This window comes from Mesorhizobium sp. M0816 (assembly GCF_040320005.1).
Classification (GTDB): Bacteria; Pseudomonadota; Alphaproteobacteria; order Rhizobiales; family Rhizobiaceae; genus Mesorhizobium.
In genome coordinates this window covers 1-21,411 of the sequence record NZ_JAMYOT010000032.1, presented here as the reverse complement: position 1 = coordinate 21,411, position 21,411 = coordinate 1, and the positions used below count along the sequence as shown (strand labels likewise).

Genomic DNA, 21,411 nt, shown 5'->3' with positions numbered 1-21,411 from the left:
CTAGGGTTCCCGCCCAGATTGATCCGTGACCCTTGTTGTGTGCCGCCCCGGGTTGATCGGAGGCTCCAACTCCTGAGAAGGTGGAACCATGACAAGCAAGGCGACCAACAAGTTCTCTCCCGAGGTCCGGACCCCCCGCGGTGCGGCTGGTTCTGGATCACGAACGCGAGCATACGTCGCGGTGGGCGGCGGTTTCATCGATCGCCGCCAAGATCGGCTGCAAGAAAGCCGAGCGTGACGGCGGCGTGCGCGCCGGAGTTCCCACGGATGCTGCGACGAAACTGAAGGCTCTGGAACGCGAGAGCCGCGAGCTTCGCAGGCCAACGAGAGCAAGGCTTCCGCGTATTTTGCCCAGGCGAAGCTCGACCGCCGGTTCAGGCCACGATCGCGTTCATCGACGATCACCGCAAGGCGCATGGGGTTGAGCCGATCTGCAAGGTGCTGCCGATCGCCCCGTCGACCTACCACGACCATGTCGCCAAGCGCGTCGACCCCTGCCGGCTGTCGGCTCGGGCAAGATGGGATACAGCCTCGAAGGATGAGGTCCGACGGGTTTGAGGCGAACTTCCGCGTCTACGGCATTCGCAAGGTCTGGCGGCGGTTGCGTCGCGAGGGCTTCGAGGTCGCCCGCTGCACGGTTGCCCGCTTGATGAAGGCCATGGGCCTCGAAGGCATCGTCCGCGGCAAGCCGATCCGCACTACGGTGAGCGACAAGGCCGCACCTTGCCCTCTCGACCACGTCAACCGCCAGTTCCATGCTCCGGCGCCGAACATGCTGCGGGTCTCCGACTTCACCTGCGTCGCGACCTGGACGGGCTTCGTCTATGTCGCCTTTGTCATCGACACCTATGCCCGTCGGATCGTCGGCTGGCGGGTGAGCCGGACGGCGCATGCAGCCTTCGTTCTCGATGCCCTGGAACAGGCTCTCCATGATCGGCGGCCCGCGCGGGGAGGCGGGCTCATCCATCACAGCGATAGAGGCAGCCAAGGCGGATTCAACCGGATCGTCGCAACACCGGCATCATACTGTCCCCCAAGGAGCTGGTCGAGGAGTTCGGCAGGTGTTTTCCAGCCGAGCGTTTTGCGCGGTCTTGTGTTGATAGCATGGGCAACTGCGTCCAGTTCCCGGGCTGTGTGCCGACTGAGATCCGTGCCCTTTGGAAAGTACTGTCTCAGCAAGCCATTGGTGTTTTCGTTGGAGTCTCGCTGCCACGGGCTTGGGGATCGCAGAAGTAAATCTCGAGCCCGGTGTCGATGCGCAGGTCGGCTGCTGCGCCATTTCCGCTCCATGGTCCCAAGTCAGCGACTGACGCAGCTGCTCGGGAAGTTTGCCCATGGATCGGGCTATGGCTCTGCGGACTGCTTCAGCGCCGTGGCCTGCAAGTGGTGGACCGTTCTTGATGCGCAGGCTCTGCTGATAGCCATGCATGCGCGGCAGGTGAAGCACGCATTGTGAAGCGTGAACTTCGTTCCACGAGCGTACCGATCGCCTAGCTTCCGAGGCCAAGGATGAGGTCGCCTTCCCAATGTCCGGGGACAGCCCGATCGGCAATTTCGGCCGGACGGTCGCTTATTATAAGGGCGTCTCCAATGAAGGACTTGTTGCGAACTCGGGCCCGTTCGCGCGGTACGCGCGTTCGCGCGGTACGCGCAACGCTCGGCCTGAACGCAGACATGCGGTCAGTCCTCGGCGCAATGCTCCGCGTCCTTGAATGTACAAGGACTGATAGATCGTCTCGTGGCTGATCCGCATGGTTTGATCCTCTGGGTAATCGATCTGAAGCCGATTTAGCGATCTGCTCGGGGCTCCAGGCTGCCGACCACCTCCGGCTCTGTCGTTTTTTCCATACCCACCTTGGGGCCCTCGAATGAGGCGCCATTGGGGTTGGTGACTTTGCCGGCCAAGCGCTCCTCAACATATTCACGCAGAGCCGGATTGACCGCCAGCTTGCCAGGAGGCCGCCGGGACTCACGATCGGCGTGCCATTGGGCGGCACTGGCCGGTAATCCAGATTGCCGCTGCGCGTCGCGGCATTGCGCCTGACCTCCCGCGAGATTGTGCTCGGCGGCCGACCTAGTTTACGAGCAATGGCCCGGATGCCGATTCCCTTGGCAAGCTCAAGCGCAATATCCTCGCGCTCCCGAAAGAAAGATATCGCCCCGAAGGCGGCTTCGCCCACGGCGCCAAATGCGTTGGCGGCATCCCTCCTGCACTCCGAAACCAGCGCGGACCAAGAGGCGTTGATGTACCGGCATCCAGTGCGGCCTCCTCGCTCGAATGTCCCAAGGCAATAGCTTGCCAGAACCGGAAGCGATTCTCACGCTGCCAGGCAGGCGGACGCCCGGGCGAATCTAGCTTCTTTCGAGTGCACCGATCTGAAGCGCGTTGGTGAACCGTCATTGCAACCTCCAATCCCTTGGTGTTGCGACGACCGGTTGAATCCGCCCAACACGTCAGCATTCAATACACCGAGCGCTTGGCGGAGGCCGGCGTCGAACCCGCAGTGGGCAGTGTCGGCGACTCTTTCGATAATGCTCTCGCGGAAACGATCATCGGTCTTTTCAAGGCCGAGGTGATCCATCGACGCGGACCCTGGCGCTCATTCGAGGCCGTCGAGTTCGCCACGCTCGAATGGGTCGACTGCTTCAACAATCGCTGGCTGCTGGAGCCCATCGGCAACATCCCGCCGGCCGAAGCCGAGGAACGCTACTACGCCATGTTGGATGAACCAGCCATAGCCGCGTGACTCAAACGAAACGGCCACCGGAATGCCCGGGGCAGTTCACATCGCATTTGATGCCAGCTTCATCGTATTTTCTTCGGCTTGGACGGGCACTTGGCAGACCCACAGAGCTGGGAACCCTTTGCCATACTACAACTGTAACATCATATCGGTTTAGCAGGTCAAGCTTCGGTGGTAACCTCATTGGGTAGAATAACTACTTTGGAGGCGAGCAATGGATCGCGATAACAAACGGGCACGTGCAGCTGCAAGATCATCTCAAGGCGTGGGGAGCAGTAGCCTCCGTGACGTTCCAGAGGGGCCATTGAGCGATGTTGCAGAACGGCTGGTAACCGCTAACCCGCGCGATACAGCGCGAAATCTTGGGGGCTTCAAAGGCCTCGGGACGCACGAGCGAACAGCCGTTCGGGGCACTCAACCCGGGCCAGAAACTGACCTCGCGAGATTTGAAAGGCGGACCAATCGGCTTGGACGATCAGCCATCGATCTGGCCGCGACATTAACAGCCGAATTGGGGTACAGCACGGATGACATAGCATTGCAGAAAGTCGGAGCGGCCAGTAATCTAGGCGATTACCTAACGCCAGGGCTGCAAGATGCTATTGTTAATCGCATTGGCAACATGGATCCGCCGTCGCAAGCTCTCGGAGCTTATTACGTTGCGCCACACTTCAGTAAGTTTACTGACGAAAACAAATCTCGCATTCTTGATCAGGCCATTGGATTGGCTTCTTCTGATCCGGATGGCAATGTCAGGATGATGGCATCCAATGCTATTCTCAACATGTATCAACAGTTAGACGCAAATCAACAGGCCCAAGCTCACTCAGTTTTTCCCGGCATGCAAGACATCTTGCCGCACATGCCGCCGCCGCAGCATGCAGCAGAGGAACGGAGTGCGAATCTGGACGGCCACATAGCAGGTATTGAGGCTGCAGTCCGTGATACAGTAGGCCCGCAAACCTCCTATGAACAGCTGCAGCGGGGTGCTCAAATCGGGCGGTCCATAAACCACGCCTTCAATCACGCCCGAGAGGACCTAATGGAGGCCACCAGAAGCAGAGATCGCTCCGGCCGTTGAGGTCTCGGCCATGGTACAGTGACGCTTTCTCTCCCGAAATCCGTTTACGGCCTTGCCGTTTCCAATTCGCTGGCCGTTGACGTACCTGCTTAGTGTAACTTTCAAAACCCACGTCTGCCGGGTGATGCGCTGCAAGCATCGCACCACCCACTGCGGCATCGATCTGTCGAGCGGCGACATCGCGCGACGCCGGTTCGGTCTCTGAAGCACGCGCAGCATTAGCTACGGCTAATCCGGCAATGGAACAATGCTTTCAACAAAAACGACGCCCCCCAACATAGCCATTAGCATCGCGTGCTCACTCGCCGTGGGCTTCTGTGCGGCAAGTCTTTACGCAACCTTCCGCCACGGCGGCAGCGGCGAGGCTCTGATGGCGTTTGATGTCCGTGCCTTTTGGTTTGAGACGCCCTTCTATTTGGGTTTCGCAACCCCCGTTTTCTATCGGGGCGCGGCTATCGTGCTCTCGACGTCCGCGGTCGTCTTGCTGATTCAGCAGATCGTATTGCGCCGCAAGCTCGAACACCACGGGACGGCTCGTTGGGCTCGAGTGGATGAAATGCGACGCACGGGATATCTGCGACGATACCGTGGCGTGACAGGGCCGGTGTTTGGGAAGACAAGTGGCCCTTTCTGGCCTGGCTACTACCTGACAAATGGCGAGCAGCCTCACAGCCTCATCGTTGCACCGACCCGCGCTGGCAAGGGCGTCGGCATAGTCATTCCAACGCTACTTACATTCAAAGGCTCGGTGATAGCTCTGGACGTCAAGGGGGAGCTCTTTGAGCTCACCTCGAGGGCGCGCAAAGCCGCAGGTGACGACGTGTTTAAATTCGCGCCGCTGGATTCGGAGCGGCGCACAAACTGCTACAATCCGCTGTTGGATCTTATAGCGCTGCCTCCACAGCAGCAATTCACCGAAGCCCGCCGCTTGGCCGCAAACCTGATTACGGCCAAGGGGGAGGGCGCGGAAGGTTTCGTCAGCGGCGCGCGAGATATCTTTGTCGCGGGAATCCTTGCCTGCATCGAGCGGGGCACGCCAACAATCGGCGCCGTCTATGACCTCTTCGCCCAGCCGGGGGAGAAGTTTAAGCTCTTCGCGCGACTCGCCATGGAGACCCAGAACAAAGAGGCACAACGCATCTTCGACGACATGGCGGGGAACGATACGAAAATCCTAACCTCCTACACTTCCGTGCTCGGCGATGGCGGGCTCAACCTGTGGGCGGATCCCGCTGTAAAGGCGGCCACAAGTCGCTCGGACTTTTCGGTCTATGATCTTCGCCGTCGCAGAACGTGCATCTATCTTTGCGTTGGTCCGAACGACCTTGAGGTGATCGCGCCTTTGATACGCTTGTTTTTTCAGCAAATCGTTTCAATTCTGCAGCGGTCGCTGGCCCGCCGGGATGAAAAGCACGAGGTTCTCTTCCTGCTCGACGAGTTCAAGCACTTGGGTAAGCTGGAGGCGATCGAGACCGCAATCACGACTATCGCGGGCTACAAGGGGCGTTTCATGCTCATCATCCAAAGCCTTTCGGCACTGACGGGAGCTTATGGAGAGGCTGGCAAGCAGAATTTTCTCAGCAATACCGGACTGCAAGTGTTCATGGCCACGGCTGATGACGAGACTCCGAACTACATTTCCAAGGCCATCGGTGAATACACGTTTGAAGCCAAATCGATTTCCCACAGCCAGGCGCGAACGTTCGACTGGACCATTCAGAATTCCCATCAAGGTGCACCGCTATTGCGTCCCGAACAGGTTCGGCTGCTCGATGACGACTACGAGATTGTTCTCATCAAAGGTCTGCCACCATTAAAATTGAGGAAGGTGCGTTATTTCTCGGATCGCATTCTGAAACGCATCTTTGAAAGCCAGACAGGCGCCCTCCCGGAGCCGGCGCCCTTGATGGGAGCAGAGGAGGCGCTCTCCGCAGAATCTCAACTCGATGACCCGCTGTGTGAATTGGCGCAGGACTTTGACGATACAGTTTGATGTGAGGCTAGTGTGGACCCGCGAAATAGCAATCCATCCCGTGTAACAGCTTTGTCGCAGGTGCAGGACGCCGGCTTGGAAGACGGGCAAGCGGTCCAGGCCCGGCGAGCGGGCTTTGAGCAGCACGTGTCCGAGGCGCTCCGGCCGCTGTTCGATGGTCGAGCTGACGAGCCGCCAACCGATCCAGAGGAGCTTCTGCGACTGGAACAGGGGTTTCGCGAGGTGCTTCAGCGAGGGCAGGGTCATCAAGCCGCCTCGTCTTTTTTCAGCAACCCAGGGATGCCCGCTGGACGGGATGACCTCAACAGAAGCGTGTCGGAGGCTTTCGCAAGCTCTGGGACGCCGGAGTTCGGGCCGCCGCCCCCAGTCTTGGCTGCCAGCGAACAGCAGATCCGCCCTTCGCCGGATGCGCTTGACCAGGGCAACCACCTGCCACCCGAGTGAGTCGTCCCAACAATGAACATTCCCCAGCGCTGTTGTGGCCAGCGGAGACGCAGAGGGCCCTGAATACGCCGCAAGCCGTCGCCATTCAGCAGCAGCTGAGCGAAATCGGCAATTCAGGCGGCCGCGTGCATATGCAGAGAGGCGCTGATGCGATCTCCGGACCGGTAGCTCTCGCCGTAATTGATCAGGCTGGTACTGTTGGAAGGCTTGATCAGCCTCGTCACCCCAATCTCCAGCATAGCTCACTGTCACGCGGCCAACGTGCCTCCGTAGCTAACATCTACGTCAGCGTTGAAGAAGTACCCTGCGCCACGGGATGTTTTGACCAGGCGAGGGTTGGCCGCATCAGCCTCCAGCTTTCGGCGCAAGCGCATGATTAGGACATCGATACTTCGATCGTACACCTCTTCTCCACGCACACGGCTCGCGAGCAAAAGCCGTTCTCTGGATAGCACGTTGCGGGGGTTCTCCAGAAATGCGATCAAGAGATTGAACTCACATGCGGTAAGCTTGACCTCGCCACGCTCCGCACAGATCAGTCGCCGCTGCTTCACGCTGAGCTTCCAGGCCCCAAAGCGAAATGAGCGCTGCTCTCTGGTTCGCGGACTAGAAATGCGCTGGCGTAGCGCTACTCGAATGCGGGCCAAGAATTCGCGCATCCCGAAAGGCTTGGGAATGAAATCGGTTGCGCCGAGCTCCAGTGCAACCACTTTTTCCGCCTCATCAAGCCGGTCGCCGCTGATCACTATGATAGGAACATCCGATTTTGTCGCCAGATTGCGGACGATCGCAAGTCCATCCTCCCGGCCTAGGTTAAGGTCAACAACCACGAGATCGACTGGCTCACGTGAAAGAACATAGTCAAACTGCTTGCTATCGTGGACTGCGGTTACCTTCAGGGCATGCATCGTGAGATACTCGGCGATGAGGCGCCGCATTGCGGCATCATCGTCAATGACAAGAACATGTTTCAACGGCGCACCTTCAATCTTGAATCCCCTTGTCTAAACCTGTTGCCGAGCAACCCTGGGGCACCGACCCAGAACAGCTGCTCCTTGATACCACTCGCCGTTGCGTGCGGCCAATGTGAGGCCGTGCTCGTCCTGTTCTTTTCATCCCCAGCGAATTGACCGCACCAAGGCAGCCCGTGGCCACCAGACAGGTCCAAGCGCCGACATGACCCTGCCGTGTGGTCCTTCGCTTTTTCGCTTCGAGCTCCCCCGTTGGTGCAGGCCTGCCAATATCACTCAAGTTCGACCTCATGGATGCCAAGTTTCCTGCTATGCCGTTGCATCCTGGTCATCCTGGAGTTTGCGGACCTGGATCATCTCGATATCCTCCGGCTCGTGGATCCAGCTCGGACATGGTTGAGCAGCGCGGCGTTTGGCTTGATCGGAGAGGCGGTCGGCGGAAGAAGACCGTGATTCGCTGCAGCGGCCTTGTGCAAAATAGTGTGTCTCCTGCCAAGCCGGCTTCGTCCAAGGTGGCCGGCGGCCTCAAATGCTGTTCGGCGACCGGCAGGTCGCCGGTTGCGGTGAACGTCCGGGCTAACATTTCTCAGTTACTGCAACTCCTCCATCTTGAGCGTGTCACTATGCTTGTCCATTGCGCCGTCGGACTCCGTCAATGACGTGCGGTTATCTGCCGATGGGACTGTGCATGATCCACCCTTTGGCGGCGGCGGCCGAACAGCTGAACGAGGCTCGCACCAGGATGGGCTGCGCCGCCACGTCTTCCCAGTTGACCCTCGCCGCCGCGGATTTGCGCCTTCGAGCCAGCTTCACGGACGAGCTCGCGTCTCAAGCAATGATCTGAGTGTGCAGGGCCGCGCATGGCTGCTCTTTAAGGACCGGCAGCATACCGGCAAAGTTGGGCCGCTTTATCGCCTTAGTCGATTCCCCACGGTGATCCCGAGCCTGAACAAGCCCGCCAAGCTCCCCATTTTGTCCTTGGCTTGGCGCTGACAGAAGTACCATCCATGACGCCAAAGTCGCGGCCCACACTCCAGGAGCAACGGACGGCCGGGACGAGCAATCCTGTACAGGAGTCATTGTACCAAGATGCTCCGGATGTCGCTGGCTGATCGGGCCCGCGCCACCCACGCATGCGCAAGATGCTCACCCACGCTGATACGAACACGGTCTTTGCTTCAATTGAAACCGAAAAGCTGAACTTGAACATCACACAGTAACAAACCTCCCCGATAAGCGCGTGCCGGACAGGGCCAGAACCCGTCCGGCGGCTTGGAAAGGTAGGTGATAGGGAATGTTTATTGCAGCTTGGCCGCTGGCCATCGTCCTGATGACATCCATGTCACTCCCAGCCGAGCCCGCGCCACTTTCTCCGCGTGAGTTCCGCAGCCTGTCGCGCAAATGCGCCCCCTGGGTTGCGCCGTCCACCCTCGCCGCGATTGCCAAGATTGAAAGTGGCTTTGAAACGCTGGTGGCTCATGACAACACCACAGGTGAGCAGCTTCGCTGGATAGACCACCTGGAAGCCACGCGGGGCATCAAGGAACGCCTCGAAGCACAACATTCTGTCGATGTTGGATTGATGCAGATAAACAGCAAGAACTTTGCCATGCTCAATCTCACGCCGGAAAGGGCTTTCGAGCCCTGCGCCTCGCTTTCGGCTGCCGCCCACTTGCTTGAAAGCCGGTATGCCGGCGGCACCACTGCTGTGGCACAGCAACTGGCGCTTCGCCGTGCCATCTCGGCCTATAACACGGGCGACGTCACGCATGGCTTCGCCAACGGTTATGTACGCAAGGTCGAGTCGGCCGCAAAGGACATCTCAAGTCTCCTTGAGAGAACGCTGGAGCCGACTGCTCGAGATGTGCCGCACCTTGAGGCACCCGGTCGGAAAGCCGTGCCGCCTCTGCTCCAGCAGAGCCAACAGGCCAATAGAAAGAAGCAGCCCAACCAAGATTCTTGGGACATCTGGGGCTCGTATCAGCCAGACCGCTCCGGGGCCGATCCCTCCGATCCGACAGGTAGCCAGGCTGCGAAAGCACGGGAACCCTCGAACCCGAACAAACTCGTATTCGATTGAAACATGGAGATGCAATGATGACGCCACTCAAGATACTTCGTGCGCTTAAAACGCGTGTTCCTTCGCCTTTTTCCATGCTGCGCATAGCGGCTGAATATGTACCGGCCGCTGCTGCAGGCGCGGCGTGGACGGTCTTCTACAGCGGGCCAGCCGCGGCTCAGGTGACCGGAGGGACGGATCCTGCCAAGATGGTCCAGAATATCTGCACGTTCATACTTGGCCCCTTTGGACAATCACTGGCCGTGCTCGGGCTCGTAGCCATCGGTATCTCTTGGATGTTCGGTCGTGCTTCACTTGGCCTGGTTGCGGGTGTCGTTGGAGGGATCGTCATCATGTTCGGGGCCAGCTTCCTGGGCAAGGCGCTCATAGGCGGTGGCTGATGAGCGACCGGTTGGAAGTGAGCACCCTCTATGTGGCGGCGACGCGCCCCGCACTGTTTCTGGGGGTGCCGCTGACGCTGGCCGGATTGCTCATGATGTTGGCTGGGCTTGTTATCATTATCCTTCAGAACCCGCTTTACGAAATCGTTCTCGCGCCACTCTGGTTCGGAGCACGGCTGGTTGTTGAGCGTGACTATAACGCGGCAAGCGTCGTGCTGCTCTATTTGCAGACGGCCGGCAGAAGCGTGGACGGGCCGGTCTGGGGAGGCGCAAGCGTCAGCGCCAATCCGATCAGAGTGCCGAAACGCGGAAGAGGAATGGTGTAATGTTCGGCGCCAGCGGCCGGACCGAGAGGTCTGGCGAGATCTACCTTCCGTATGTTGGTCACGTAAGCGATCAGGTTGTCATTCTGGAAGACGGATCGATCATGGCCATGGCACATGTGAACGGTCTGCCCTTTGATTTGGAAGACACTGAGATGCGCAACTCGCGCTGCCGCGCGTTCAACACTCTCTTGCGCAACATCGCCGACGACAATGTCTCGATATACGCTCATCTTGTGAGACACAACGATGTGCCGGCGCCGGCGCCGCGCCAGTTTCAAAGTGCATTCGCTGGCAGTCTGAGCGAGGCCTACGAGCGTCGTGTGCTGTCGGGAAAGCTCTTTCGCAACGATCACTTCCTCACTTTGATCGTGTCCCCCCGCACCGCAATCGGCAAGATCGGCTTGCGGATTGCCAAGTCCCGCAGACGGAATGAGCACGATCTAGCCACCCAAATGCGGAGCCTGGAAGACCTCTGGCACATCATTGCTGGCGCACTCGGCGGTTACGGTCTGCGCCGGTTGGGCATTCGAGAGAAAGGCAACGTGCTCTTCACGGAAATCGGCGAGGCGCTTCGGCTCATGATGACTTGCCGGTTTCTTCCGGTTCCGATGGTTACCGGCTCACTTGGCGCCTCGATCTACACTGACCAGGTCATCTGCGGGAAGCGGGCGCTTGAGATTCGAAGGCCCGGGGATAGCTCCGTCGGATCATTGTTTTCGTTCCGTGAATATCCGGCGACGACGCGGCCGGGCATGCTAAATTCCTTGCTGTCCGCCAACTTCCCGCTTGTCCTGAGCCAGAGCTTTTCCTTCCTCACTCGCCCACAAGCTCATGCCAAACTAAGCCTTAAGTCCAGCCAGATGACGAGTGCCGGCGACAAGGCCCTCACCCAGATCAATGAACTTGCCGAGGCAGAGGACGCACTGGCAAGCAACGAATTCGTGATGGGTTCGCATCATCTGAGCCTGTGCGTCTATGCCGACAGCCTCAATACCCTTGCAGATCGCGCAGCAAGTGCCCGCGCACGGCTGGCCGACGCGGGCGCCGTTATCGTCCAAGAGGGCATCGGCATGGAGGCCGCATATTGGTCCCAACTTCCGGGGAACAACAGGTGGCGCACGCGCCCGGGGGCGATCACCTCACACAATTTTGCCGGGCTCGTCTCATTTGAGAACTTCCCAAGCGGTTCCAGTTCCGGCCACTGGGGCAATGCTGTTGCGCGCTTTCGCACAAACGGTGGAACTTCTTTCGACTACATCCCCCATGAGAATGACGTCGGCATGACGGCAATATTCGGGCCCGTTGGCAAAGGCAAGACGACGCTGATGACCTTTGTCCTCGCGATGCTTGAGCAAAGCCTGGTCGATCGCAATGGTGCGATCGTCTTCTTCGACAAGGATCGGGGTGGTGAACTGCTGGTGCGAGCCACGGGAGGGACATATCTTGCGTTGCGCAGAGGCGCTCCGAGCGGCTTGGCCCCTCTGCGTGGACTGGACAACACCTCCGCCTCGCGAGACTTTCTACGCGAGTGGTTGATGGCCCTGATCGAGAGTGACGGCCGTGGTCCGATCTCGCCGGAGGAAAGCCGTCGGCTGGAACGCGGCATTGTTCGTCAGCTTTCGTTCGAACCCCCTATGCGCTCACTTGCGGGCCTGCGCGAATTCCTATTGCACAGCCCCTCCGAGGGCGCAGGAGCACGGCTGCAGCGGTGGTGTAGAGGGGGGGCGCTTGGATGGGCTTTTGACGGCGACGTGGACGAAGTAAGGCTGGATGCCTCCATTACGGGCTTCGACATGACGCAGCTCCTGGAATATGAGGAGGTCTGTGCACCGGCCGCCGCATACCTTCTGCATCGAGTGGGCGCTATCGTCGATGGTCGTCGGTTCGTCATGAGCTGCGACGAATTTCGATTCTATCTACTAAACCCCCAATTCTCGGCCGTTATCGACAAGTTCTTGCTCACGGTCCGCAAAAACAACGGCATGTTGATACTCGCAACGCAGCAGCCTGAACACGTTCTGGAATCGCCTCTCGGAGCTAGTCTCGTTGCGCAATGTATGACGAAAATTTTCTACCCATCACCGACGGCGGACCGCTCTGCGTATGTCGATGGCTTGAAGTGCACTGCGCAGGAGTTCGAGGCAATCCGCCAGGGAATGGCAATCGGCAGCCGCAAGTTTTTGCTCAAGCGCGATAGCGGGAGTATTGTTTGCGAATTCGATCTTGGGCAGATGCGCGAGTACGTAGCCGTACTCTCGGGGCGGGCCAACACAGTGCGCTTTGCCGACCAGCTTCGTAACCAGCACGGAGACGCCCCAAGTGGGTGGCTCGACAAGTTCATGGCCCGGTACCACGAAGTTCAAGACTGACGGAGGAATATTCATGAAATTTGCCAAACTTGCAGTAACGACCCTTGCTGCTTCCCTTCTGCTTCACGGACAGGCCCGTTCGCAATTTATCGTCAGCGACCCTGTAACAGAAACACAAGCGACCTTAACAGCGCTTTCCAATGCGGCGATCCTTGAGAGGTCAATCGAGACGCTCGCTACCACGATTGAAATGGTGACAATTCTAACGTCGTCATTCGCTGTCACGGGACTGCTAAGCTCACTGAACCAAGGAAATCACTACCCGTCGAGCAATAAGCTGGAGGAGCAGATGTTTGATGCTCGGGCGCCAGCTTCGATTATGGCCCGTAACATTGCGAAGGACCCAAATCGGATAGTCAACGGCACCGATTCAGAAGCGAAACTGTTACAGGGACAAATCGCCGGGGCCGCCAATGCCGCAGCTATTGCAGCCGACACTTTGGGCATGATGGACAAGCGCCTTAAGGATAACGCCGGCACGCTTGGTCAGCTTTCCCGCTCGGGAAATATTATGCAGGCCACCGTGACCAACGGTCTGGTCCTCAAGCAGATTCACGATGCGATGATCCAAAATGTCCAGGCCACGAGTCTGCTGACAATGGCCACTGCACAAGGGAGCCTTCACGCCGTGGAGGAGGCCGCCACGCAGCGTCGCGAACATCAGGACACCGCTAATATGTTTAGCATCCTCCCGTAAACCACACAGAGTTCATCCTGCTAAGCTGCGCTGATCAGGGACACATCAGGCTCACGCCATGAATTTCAAAATTCCCGCGCCATTCACGACTATACACACGATCTTTCATGGGGCCTTCACGTCCGGGCTGCACAAAGTGCTTGAAAACATCCAAGAGGCGGTCAGTGCGCCTCTGGTTGCGTGTGTCACGCTCTGGATAATAATCCAAGGCTGTCTGGTCATGCGTGGTCAAGTCGATGCGCGCGGGGGTATCTCGCGCGTAATCATGGTGTCGATTGTCGTTGCCCTTATCTTAGGGCAGGCCAACTATCAGCAGTACATTGAAGCGCTCTTCGACGACACGATTCCGAGGTTGGCTCACGACATCAGTGGCAGCGACTTGCCCTTCATCGGAATCCCCCAGAAGCTCGATCTCATGTTTGCTTCAAGCCAGTATGTCTTTCAGCTGATTGCTTCCGAAATTGGGCCTATGAACGGCCAGGACATACTTGCTTTCGAGGGAGCGCAATGGATTTTCTACGGCGCGCTGTGGACAGCGTTCGAGATCTACGATGCCGTTGGAATTCTGACGAAGGTGCTCTTGACGATCGGCCCCCTGGTCCTTGTAGGCTACCTTTTTGATCACACTCGAGACATAGCCACCAGATGGATCGGCCAACTGCTCTCGTACGGGCTGCTGCTTCTCCTCCTCAACATCGTTGCAACGATAGTAATCGCTGCCGAAGCAGTCTCGCTGGCAGCCATGCTTTTGATGATCAAATTCTCGGGCACGACAGCAGCCAAGATCATCGGGCTTTACGAGCTCGACATGCTTTTCCTAGCTGGTGACGCTCTGATCGTCGCGCTTCCGACGATCGCCAGCAGCATCGCCGGCGGCTCTTGGGGAGGTGCGAACCGACCTCTTAACAGCCTCAATCGCCACTTTGCCAAAACGGCGGGTGGTTAATCAATCGACAAGCTCGGTGCCAAAAACATGAAATATTGCCTACTTCTGTCAATCCTCGCTTTGGCCGCCTGCAAGACGAGCCATGGGCTTGCGACATGCGCGGGTGCCCCATTCCAACTGAACGTGGGACAATGGGAAACCACCCCTGAGGATCTTCAGGTCGAATGCGCGGAAGAGCCAAAGTGAAAGTTCCTGAACATGCCCTTCTGGTGGAGAGAGAAACGCTAGCCGCCCACTATAAGAAGGTGGAAGCGTTTCAAACTTCACGAGCGAAGTCTGCGCGGCGCCTGTCAAAGGCCCTGATAGCCTTTGCCGCAGCGGCGGTCCTAGGAAATGTTGCCCAGGCATTTACCATTGCTGCCATGGTCCCGTTGGCCAAGCTCGTACCTGTGTTCCTCTGGGTCCGGCCGGATGGGACCGTCGACAGCGAAGTGTCAGTCTCTCGACTGCCGGCAACCCAAGACCGAGCCGTCATAAATGCTTCGCTGTGGGAATATGTACGCCTGCGCGAGGGGTACACAGCAGATACAGCCCAATACGCCTATGACCTCGTATCCAGTTTCAGCGCGCCGGCTGTGCGACAGCAATATCAAGATTTCTTCAACTATCCGAATCCCACCTCGCCGCAAGTCACGGTCGGCAAACGCGGCAAGCTCGAGGTCGGGCATATTTCTTCAAACGACATCAGTCCGGACGTTCAACAGATCCGTTACAAACGTACGCTTGTTGTCGATGGGCAGATGCCGATAGTGACCACCTGGACAGCTACCATCCGCTACGAGCGCTTGACGGGTCTGCCTGGGCAATCGAGGCTCACCAATCCGGGAGGTCTACTCGTCACTTCCTATCAAAGCTCGGAAGATAGCGTATCGAACCTGGGCTATGTGCAGCCATGACAAAAAGAGCGTTTCTCGCGCTGGTCTGTTCACTCTTCTTAACGATGGAAGCGTCCGCGGAAGACACACCACTTGCCGGCAAGCATGATGCGCGCATGCGCTACCTGGCTTACCGTCCTGACGAAGTGGTGCGCCTGTCTACCGCAGTGGGGGCAACGCTGGTTGTCACATTCGCGGCCAACGAGACAGTCGCAGCCGTGGCCGTTTCCAATAGCAAAGACCTGGCTGCGCTCCCGCGCGCCAACTATCTCTTTTTTAAGGCTAGCCGGATGCTCCCGCCGCAGCCGGTCATCGTGCTGGCCGAGAGTGAGTCCGGTACACGGAGATACGTCTTCAGTATTTCAACGAGAGCGATGCCAAAACTCGATGAGCAGCAACCTGACCTATACTACAGTGTGCAGTTCACCTATCCTGCTGATGAGGCTGCTGCTCAGAGAAAGGACGCAGAAAGGCGCTCGATTCTTGGTCAGGCCCGGGCGAAAGTGCTGCGCGACGAGAGAGTTCAGGATTTGTTGAATCGGCCCGCCGCAACTACCAGTCCGGACGAAAGCAATTTTCACTACGTCGCAAAGGGCGATCGATCGCTGGCGCCGCTGGAAGTTTTCGATAATGGCTTTACCACCGTATTTGGCTTCGCAAGCAATTCCCGCATACCCTCCCTCTACATTATCAATCCCGACGGCAAGGAAGCCGCTGCCAATTACACGGTCAAAGGAGACTATGTTGAAGTATCCGCAGTCGCCCGGGAATGGCGTCTGAGAGATGGCAATACGGTCTTGTCCATTTTCAACAGGGCTTATGACCCTGTGGGACGAGCGCCAGGGACCGGTACAGTGACACCCGACGTGTGGCGCGTTTTGAAAGGCCCGGCCGATGAATGAAACCGGCCCACAGTCGGGACATGATGTCCATGCCTCAGGATCGATGGTCTCGGAGCCGGCCCGCCGGCATGTTTCGGGATTGCAGAAGTTGGCCGTCGCTGCTCTTGTTCTCATCTCATCTCTATCGCTCATCTGGCTCGGCGGTCGTCCCAGCACACAAGACGAGCCAACTCAGCCAAAACCTCCAATTGTCGCCGACGCCGAGCCATTCCGCCCCGTGCCGATTGAGATTGCTCCCGAAGCTCCAGCACCCGTACAGGCGGCGCAGGCAGGAGATCCTGCGCCATCCACGCCGCCTCCGGCGCCAGCTGATCCGCCGCCGGAGGAAACACCAATTTTCGCCTACAGTGGCAGCGGTCAAATGCCCAACGACGGTCAGCGGAGCGAAGACAACCATAGGGATGCTCCCGCGACCTCGCATGAGATTTCAGACGCTGGCGATCTGACGGGGCGATTGAAGCCAGATATACAGGAGCCAAGCCGGGCCACACTTTTGCCGCACCCTGATCTCGTGATTACCCAAGGAACGATAATTCCCTGCATTTTGCAAACGGCAGTCGACACAAATTTACCGGGTTATGTGAAGTGCGTCTTACCTAAAGACGTCCGCGGCGCCACCAACAACGTGGTGCTTTTGGATCGCGGGACGACCGTGATTGGCGAGATCCAGCGTGGTCTCCAACAGGGGGATGCGCGTGTCTTCGTGCTGTGGACGCGCATCGAAACGCCTGACCATGCCCTCGTTTCGCTAGCGTCGCCGGGCGCTGACGAGCTCGGCCGCTCCGGAATGCCTGGCACGGTGGATAATCACTTCTGGCAGCGCTTTGGCGGAGCAATGCTCATGAGCGTCATTCAAGGCGCGTTTCAGGCCGCCGGTCAATACGCTGGCAGCTCAGGTGGAGGAAGCGGCATCAACAGCTTCCAGAGCAACGCCGGACAAGCCGTTGACACGACCCTTAGAGCAACGATCAACGTTCCGCCAACTCTGAAGAAAAACCAGGGAGATGCTGTATCGATCTTTGTGGCTCGGGACCTCGATTTCTCAGATGTATACGATCTTAGACCGATCGCCGTGGCGCCAGCCCCCCAACATCGCCAACGCCGGAGAGACAACAATGCGACCGGAGGCTGACCCTCAATTGCGTTTGCTTCTCAACCCTGTTTTGAAATGGCTTGAGGAGCCAAGGACCGAAGAGGTCGCTATCAACCGGCCTGGGGAAGCCTTTGTCCGACAGGCCGGCGTTTTCACGAAACATCCGCTACCGCTATCTTATGACGATCTGGAGGACATCGCGATCCTCGCTGGAGCGCTGCGCAAGCAAGATGTCGGACCGCAAAGCCCCCTCTGTGCGACTGAGCTGCCGAACGGAGAGCGGCTGCAGATCTGTTTGCCGCCCGCTGTTCCCTCAGGAACAATAAGCCTGACGATACGGCGTCCCTCAAGTCGTGTGACCGAACTCAAGGAAGTTTCTTCTCGCTACGAATACTCGCGTTGGAATCAATGGCGGTCACGAAAGGAGCGCCAAGAGCGGCAGGACGAAACGATTCTTCAGCACTACGACCATGGTGACTTGGAGCAATTTTTGCGAGCATGCGTTTGCGGGCGGCTCACGATGCTGCTTTGCGGACCTACTGGAAGCGGCAAAACGACAATGAGCAAGACTTTGATCAACGCTATACCCCCGCAAGAGAGGCTGATAAGTATCGAGGACACGCTCGAACTTGCAATCCCGCACGAGAACCATGTCCGGTTACTCTATCCGAAGGACCGAGCAAGCGTAGGTGCGGTGACAGCCGAGCAACTGTTGCAAGCCAGCTTGCGCATGCGCCCTGATCGAATATTGCTTGGCGAGATGCGCGATGATGCTGCTTGGGCCTACCTTAGCGAAGTCGTCTCCGGCCATGCGGGATCAATATCAACGATTCATGGGGCGGATCCGGTCCAAGGCTTTAAAAAGCTCTTTTCACTCGTCAAGAGCAGCCCGCAAGGAGCTGCTGTGGAAGACCACACGCTTCTTGACCTGCTGTCGGCTGCCATTGACGTCATTGTGCCGTTCAGTACCCACGGCGACGTGTATGAGGTGGGGGAGGTGTGGCTCGCCGCCGATGCCCGGCGACGCGGAGAGACAGTAGCCGACCTTCTTAACAAGCACTAAGGCTAGAGCACGTCGGGGATCGGTAAGTCGTTTGTGATACGATGGCGTAATTTGTTCAGATTGAACGTCCACTTTGATTTGAGGGAGGTGGATAATGGGAGGAGGACTGGGCGTAGACCTTCGGTCACAAGTCTGAAGTCTTCGGGCGCCCTTTCGGCGCGGCAAGTTGCGGCACGATTCGACTGGGTGTATCGAGCGCGTCCGCTGAATTGCGCGGGCGACGCTCACCGAGCTGGTGCCGATGCCTGCTTCAAAAGCGGCATCCACACCCGGCAGGTCGTACCCTTGATTTACCTAGCCGCGCTCAATGAGTGTCTTCAAAGCCGCCGAACGTGGTTCGGAATGACCGGTGGTAAATCGGGAAGTGCCATATAGGGAATCCTCCTGGTATTGCCTCCAGGGGGTCCTCTCAATGAACAAAGCCGCAACCTGCCTTGCGACCTCAGCTGGAGTTTGCGACCCAACCCATAGGAGGATCGATGCGCAGAGAAATCGCAGGCAGAGTCGGTGGCATTGTGGGCTGGCCGACCGACGGTTTCAGCCCGTCAACAGGTCTTCACGTGTTCCATCCCCGACTATTGCAGGCGTGCGGCTTGCATGCTCCCGCGATCACCCATCGGAAAGAGCGTTACGAACACTACGAAGAGTTGCGCGACTTCCGCTGTCGCCCCGGTCTTACAGCGGACGGTGACCTGTCCGACCTTGATAGGACGTGAAATGCGAACGCTGCTCATTGATCATCATGTGGATCTTACGCGCGCTGTGCGAGTTGCGCTCGGGGATAGCGGTTTTGCCGTTGATGTAGTTGGCAACCTGGAACAGGCGTCGAGGGCATTTTGTTGCGCAACCTATGAAATTCTCCTGCTGGAGTTGGCTCTGCCAGATGGCGATGGCTTGGGCTGGCTGAGACAGCTAAGGAGCGACGGGCATTCAGTTCCAACCCTCATTATGAGTAGCATCAACGATCTCGAGAAGCGAATTGCAATTTTCAACGGTGGCGCGGACGACTTTCTGCTCAAGCCCGTCTCTTTCGATGAGCTCATCGCCAGAATGAGAGCCATTCTGCGCCGGTCGACACAGGTGACCGACCCCATCGTTGTATTTGGCAATCTCAATTTCGATCCGATCGGCCGACAGGTTTCCGTCTCGGGTCATCCTCTGAAGATCGCACGCCGCGAACTATGTATTTTAGAGCATCTGCTTATCCGTGCAGGCCGCATCGTGCCTCGTGCGCAGTTGGAAGATCACCTCTATTCGTTCAACGACGAGGTATCTGCCAACGCGCTTGAAGTCGGAATCTATCGCTTACGTGGACACCTGAGTAGGTCAGGTGCAACGCCACGGATCACGACCGTGCGCGGCATTGGTTACCTTCTTGAATTGACTGAGGCGGCATCCGCATAGTTGGTCTAAATTGAAAGAACAGACTGCCTGCCCGTCGTCATGTTGAGCTTGTGGCCATAATGGACATCGCGGCCGCCCTTGACGATGGTGTCGGCATGCGGTTCGAACGGCTCTGTCGCAAACCTTTTGGTAAGCGGAGCATGGCAAGAAAAACGCCTCAGCTGTGGAGGAGCACGTGATGTTCAACGGCCGCCATTTCGACCAGTCGGTGATCCTGCTGTGCGTGCGCTGGTACCTGGCCTACACTCTGAGCCTGCGCGATCTGGAAGAGATGATGGCCGAATGCGGCTTGAAGGTCGCCCATTCCACCGTGCATCGCTGGGTCGCCCACTTCTCGCCGTAGCTGCTGGAGCGCTTCAACCGGCGCAAGCGTGTGGTCGGCAGCAAGTGGCATATGGACGAGACGTACATCAAGGTCTGCGGCCATGGATGTATCTCTACCGCGCCATCGACAGCCTCGGCGACACGGTCGAGTTGTTCTTCAGCGAAAACCGTGACCTGGTGGCGGCCCAACGCTTCCTCCACAAGGCGCTGACGCGCCATGGCCGGCCGGAGCGCATCGTCACCGACGGCAGCCAGACCAATTACGAAGCGATCCTTTCCTGCGACGCTGAAAGCCGGCTGCGGCAGCGATCGCGGCGACCGCTGAAGCCGATCCGCATCCGCAATAGCCGGTATCTCAACAATCGGATCGAACAGGATCACCGGCGTATCAAGCGCCGCATTCCATCCATGCTCGGCTTCAAGTCGCAGGCGAGCGCCGTGGTTATCCTCTCCGGCATCGAGATGATCCACATGATGGGCAAGCGACAGGCGAGGTATGCCTACAAGTCTGTCGATCGCTGTTTCGATATCCTCGCTGCCTGACGGACAGGCCGAAATGGCCGTTCACACCCCCATTTCCAGGTTTGCGACAGAGCCTTTTGTCGGCGTTGCCGGCTTCGAAGGGCCGGTGCGCGCCGAGCGCATCAAGATCACCCCCGGCCACCTTGCTGCGGCCACTCGCCGAGTACGAAGCGGTGGTCGGAGGGAGCTGGTGATGACGACGCTAGATCATGACCTGCTGATCGCAATCCTGGATCGGCTGAAGTTGGGCAAGGCCACCCACGCCTGCTCCGAGGCCCTCCAGGGCAATGGTCTGAGACCTGGGCTCAAGCCCTTCGGCGAGGAGAATGAGACGCCGCTGGAGCTCGGGTGCAAGCGCTGCCACGCCCGCTCCGAGGCCCCACAAGGCCGAAGCGCAGTCGTCGGGGTCACGAGGCCCCTCTGCCACGACGACGAGACGCTGCTGGAGCCCGGTTGCAAGGGCTCCACAGATGGCCTGAACCTGGATCCGCCTTTCTTGAGGCGTTGCGACTATCATCGCGGCGACACGCAGCTCTTGATTTGTGTGCGACATCCTCAGCAGATCCATCGGGCTGAGCCGCTCAGCAATATCAACGAGAATGTCCAGCGGCAGATCAAGGATACTCAGAGGAGGAAACCCTTGATCTTGAGGCTCAGAGCGCGTCTGCTCCACTATAGAACAGGATGATTCACCGGGTCCTTCAACGCCAGCCGCCGGTCCGATGAGAGAATTGTCCCTGATATCACGCTCGATGGGGTTAAATGCCGAGATGGGCGCCTTGCCACGCTCCTCAATGCCCCTCATGATTCACCGCCTATAGCTACCAACTGAATGAATCATCGTGATTGTCGCGCAGCGGAATCCTCAAGGATCGGGCAGTTCGTAGGGGGCGCCGGTTTGACCAGGTTGAGCCCGCGAATTGCTCGATCGGACAAGATCCTAATTCTCGACCATGCGGTGAGGCTCGAAGGAGATCCTCGGGACGCACTCCAAGTTGTCGATCATGTTCGGCACACAAGGAAAGGGCGGCATTGCTGCCGCCCTTTCCGCTGTAGGTTGATAGGGGCTGGATTAGAAATCCATACCGCCCATGCCGCCCATGCCGCCGCCGCCCATGCCGCCAGGCATGCCGCCGCCAGCCGACTCCTTCTTCGGAGCCTCCGCGATCATGGCTTCGGTGGTGACCAGCAGGCCGG

The 21,411-nt window shown here is 58.3% G+C and carries 16 protein-coding genes, 4 pseudogenes and 1 other annotated feature; of the genes and pseudogenes, 18 read left to right on the top strand and 2 right to left on the bottom strand.

Annotation, left to right across the window (positions count from 1 at the left end):
- Positions 1 to 88 precede the first annotated feature (88 nt).
- Positions 89 to 988: pseudogene (locus NKI17_RS30870) on the top strand (IS3 family transposase); the annotation flags it as partial.
- Positions 340 to 456 (top strand) — a sequence feature (AL1L pseudoknot). It overlaps the preceding pseudogene by 117 nt.
- Here NKI17_RS30870 and NKI17_RS30865 read toward each other — a convergent pair.
- A pseudogene (locus NKI17_RS30865) lies at positions 967 to 2,401 on the bottom strand (IS30 family transposase). The pseudogenes NKI17_RS30870 and NKI17_RS30865 overlap by 22 nt on opposite strands.
- A 43-nt stretch (positions 2,402 to 2,444) precedes the next feature.
- Here NKI17_RS30865 and NKI17_RS30860 point away from each other — a divergent pair.
- The 3 genes and pseudogenes from NKI17_RS30860 to virD4 all read left to right on the top strand — a co-directional run.
- Positions 2,445 to 2,747: pseudogene (locus NKI17_RS30860) on the top strand (transposase domain-containing protein); the annotation flags it as partial.
- Positions 2,748 to 2,958: 211 nt separating this feature from the next.
- Positions 2,959 to 3,825: a hypothetical protein gene (locus NKI17_RS30855; RefSeq protein ID WP_023766568.1), complete on the top strand. Its 867-nt coding sequence runs from the start codon at positions 2,959 to 2,961 to the stop codon at positions 3,823 to 3,825.
- A gap of 247 nt (positions 3,826 to 4,072) precedes the next feature.
- Positions 4,073 to 5,818, top strand: coding sequence for a type IV secretion system ATPase VirD4 (virD4, locus tag NKI17_RS30850; protein WP_352726340.1), 1,746 nt, complete (start codon positions 4,073 to 4,075; stop codon positions 5,816 to 5,818).
- 692 nt (positions 5,819 to 6,510) lie between these two features.
- Here the strand turns inward: virD4 and virG are convergent.
- Positions 6,511 to 7,236 carry a two-component system response regulator VirG gene (gene virG, locus NKI17_RS30845; protein ID WP_023685159.1) on the bottom strand — a complete coding sequence of 242 codons (726 nt, stop codon included), beginning with the start codon at positions 7,234 to 7,236 and terminating at the stop codon, positions 6,511 to 6,513.
- A 1,291-nt stretch (positions 7,237 to 8,527) separates the two neighbouring features.
- On the opposite strand from virG, the gene NKI17_RS30840 reads away from it, so the two are divergent.
- The 14 genes and pseudogenes from NKI17_RS30840 to NKI17_RS37125 all read left to right on the top strand — a co-directional run bounded on the left by NKI17_RS30840 (position 8,528) and on the right by NKI17_RS37125 (position 20,902).
- Complete coding sequence (locus tag NKI17_RS30840; RefSeq protein WP_023673708.1) at positions 8,528 to 9,313, top strand: type IV secretion system lytic transglycosylase VirB1; 786 nt, start codon at positions 8,528 to 8,530, stop codon at positions 9,311 to 9,313.
- Between the two features lie 74 nt (positions 9,314 to 9,387).
- On the top strand, positions 9,388 to 9,693 hold the full coding sequence (gene virB2, locus NKI17_RS30835) for a pilin major subunit VirB2 (RefSeq protein WP_245274807.1): 306 nt from the start codon (positions 9,388 to 9,390) through the stop codon (positions 9,691 to 9,693).
- Positions 9,693 to 10,019: a type IV secretion system protein VirB3 gene (locus NKI17_RS30830; protein WP_023679584.1), complete on the top strand. Its 327-nt coding sequence runs from the start codon at positions 9,693 to 9,695 to the stop codon at positions 10,017 to 10,019. The genes virB2 and NKI17_RS30830 overlap by 1 nt, the downstream gene beginning before the upstream one ends.
- Entirely contained in the window at positions 10,019 to 12,388 is a 2,370-nt protein-coding gene (gene virB4 / locus NKI17_RS30825) for a type IV secretion/conjugal transfer ATPase VirB4 (RefSeq protein ID WP_023679585.1), read from the top strand. The genes NKI17_RS30830 and virB4 overlap by 1 nt, the downstream gene beginning before the upstream one ends.
- A gap of 13 nt (positions 12,389 to 12,401) precedes the next feature.
- Positions 12,402 to 13,085, top strand: coding sequence for a TrbJ/VirB5 family protein (locus tag NKI17_RS30820; RefSeq protein WP_023673704.1), 684 nt, complete (start codon positions 12,402 to 12,404; stop codon positions 13,083 to 13,085).
- 58 nt (positions 13,086 to 13,143) lie between these two features.
- A complete protein-coding gene (locus tag NKI17_RS30815) occupies positions 13,144 to 14,031 on the top strand; it encodes a type IV secretion system protein (protein WP_023679586.1) in 888 nt (295 codons plus the stop codon).
- A 27-nt stretch (positions 14,032 to 14,058) separates the two neighbouring features.
- A complete protein-coding gene (locus NKI17_RS30810) occupies positions 14,059 to 14,217 on the top strand; it encodes a type IV secretion system lipoprotein VirB7 (RefSeq protein WP_081731114.1) in 159 nt (52 codons plus the stop codon).
- Positions 14,214 to 14,927, top strand: coding sequence for a type IV secretion system protein VirB8 (locus NKI17_RS30805; protein WP_023679587.1), 714 nt, complete (start codon positions 14,214 to 14,216; stop codon positions 14,925 to 14,927). Before NKI17_RS30810 ends, NKI17_RS30805 begins: the two co-directional genes overlap by 4 nt.
- Positions 14,924 to 15,808 carry a TrbG/VirB9 family P-type conjugative transfer protein gene (locus NKI17_RS30800; RefSeq protein WP_023679588.1) on the top strand — a complete coding sequence of 295 codons (885 nt, stop codon included), beginning with the start codon at positions 14,924 to 14,926 and terminating at the stop codon, positions 15,806 to 15,808. The genes NKI17_RS30805 and NKI17_RS30800 overlap by 4 nt, the downstream gene beginning before the upstream one ends.
- Positions 15,801 to 16,940, top strand: a complete 1,140-nt coding sequence (gene virB10, locus NKI17_RS30795) for a type IV secretion system protein VirB10 (RefSeq protein ID WP_023679589.1) — start codon at positions 15,801 to 15,803, stop codon at positions 16,938 to 16,940. The genes NKI17_RS30800 and virB10 overlap by 8 nt, the downstream gene beginning before the upstream one ends.
- A complete protein-coding gene (virB11, locus tag NKI17_RS30790; protein WP_023673699.1) occupies positions 16,924 to 17,964 on the top strand; it encodes a P-type DNA transfer ATPase VirB11 in 1,041 nt (346 codons plus the stop codon). The genes virB10 and virB11 overlap by 17 nt, the downstream gene beginning before the upstream one ends.
- A 717-nt stretch (positions 17,965 to 18,681) precedes the next feature.
- Positions 18,682 to 19,368 carry a response regulator gene (locus NKI17_RS30785; RefSeq protein WP_352722050.1) on the top strand — a complete coding sequence of 229 codons (687 nt, stop codon included), beginning with the start codon at positions 18,682 to 18,684 and terminating at the stop codon, positions 19,366 to 19,368.
- A gap of 178 nt (positions 19,369 to 19,546) precedes the next feature.
- Positions 19,547 to 20,235, top strand: a pseudogene (locus NKI17_RS30780) (IS6 family transposase).
- A 13-nt stretch (positions 20,236 to 20,248) separates the two neighbouring features.
- The gene (locus NKI17_RS37125; RefSeq protein ID WP_502894663.1) at positions 20,249 to 20,902 is read left to right on the top strand and encodes a hypothetical protein; all 654 of its coding nucleotides are present in this window, start codon (positions 20,249 to 20,251) and stop codon (positions 20,900 to 20,902) included.
- Positions 20,903 to 21,411 lie beyond the last annotated feature (509 nt).

Excerpts from the sequence above, each read along its gene's own strand:
- virB4 (WP_023679585.1), top strand. The coding sequence starts at position 10,019 with ATGTTCGGCGCCAGCGGCCGGACCGAGAGGTCTGGCGAGATCTACCTT.
- NKI17_RS30785 (WP_352722050.1), top strand. The coding sequence starts at position 18,682 with ATGCGAACGCTGCTCATTGATCATCATGTGGATCTTACGCGCGCTGTG.
- NKI17_RS30855 (WP_023766568.1), top strand. The coding sequence starts at position 2,959 with ATGGATCGCGATAACAAACGGGCACGTGCAGCTGCAAGATCATCTCAA.
- virB11 (WP_023673699.1), top strand. The coding sequence starts at position 16,924 with ATGCGACCGGAGGCTGACCCTCAATTGCGTTTGCTTCTCAACCCTGTT.
- virD4 (WP_352726340.1), top strand. The coding sequence starts at position 4,073 with ATGCTTTCAACAAAAACGACGCCCCCCAACATAGCCATTAGCATCGCG.
- NKI17_RS37125 (WP_502894663.1), top strand. The coding sequence starts at position 20,249 with ATGGCCGTTCACACCCCCATTTCCAGGTTTGCGACAGAGCCTTTTGTC.
- virB10 (WP_023679589.1), top strand. The coding sequence starts at position 15,801 with ATGAATGAAACCGGCCCACAGTCGGGACATGATGTCCATGCCTCAGGA.
- NKI17_RS30830 (WP_023679584.1), top strand. The coding sequence starts at position 9,693 with ATGAGCGACCGGTTGGAAGTGAGCACCCTCTATGTGGCGGCGACGCGC.
- NKI17_RS30815 (WP_023679586.1), top strand. The coding sequence starts at position 13,144 with ATGAATTTCAAAATTCCCGCGCCATTCACGACTATACACACGATCTTT.
- NKI17_RS30840 (WP_023673708.1), top strand. The coding sequence starts at position 8,528 with ATGTTTATTGCAGCTTGGCCGCTGGCCATCGTCCTGATGACATCCATG.
- virB2 (WP_245274807.1), top strand. The coding sequence starts at position 9,388 with ATGCTGCGCATAGCGGCTGAATATGTACCGGCCGCTGCTGCAGGCGCG.
- NKI17_RS30810 (WP_081731114.1), top strand. The coding sequence starts at position 14,059 with ATGAAATATTGCCTACTTCTGTCAATCCTCGCTTTGGCCGCCTGCAAG.
- NKI17_RS30800 (WP_023679588.1), top strand. The coding sequence starts at position 14,924 with ATGACAAAAAGAGCGTTTCTCGCGCTGGTCTGTTCACTCTTCTTAACG.
- NKI17_RS30820 (WP_023673704.1), top strand. The coding sequence starts at position 12,402 with ATGAAATTTGCCAAACTTGCAGTAACGACCCTTGCTGCTTCCCTTCTG.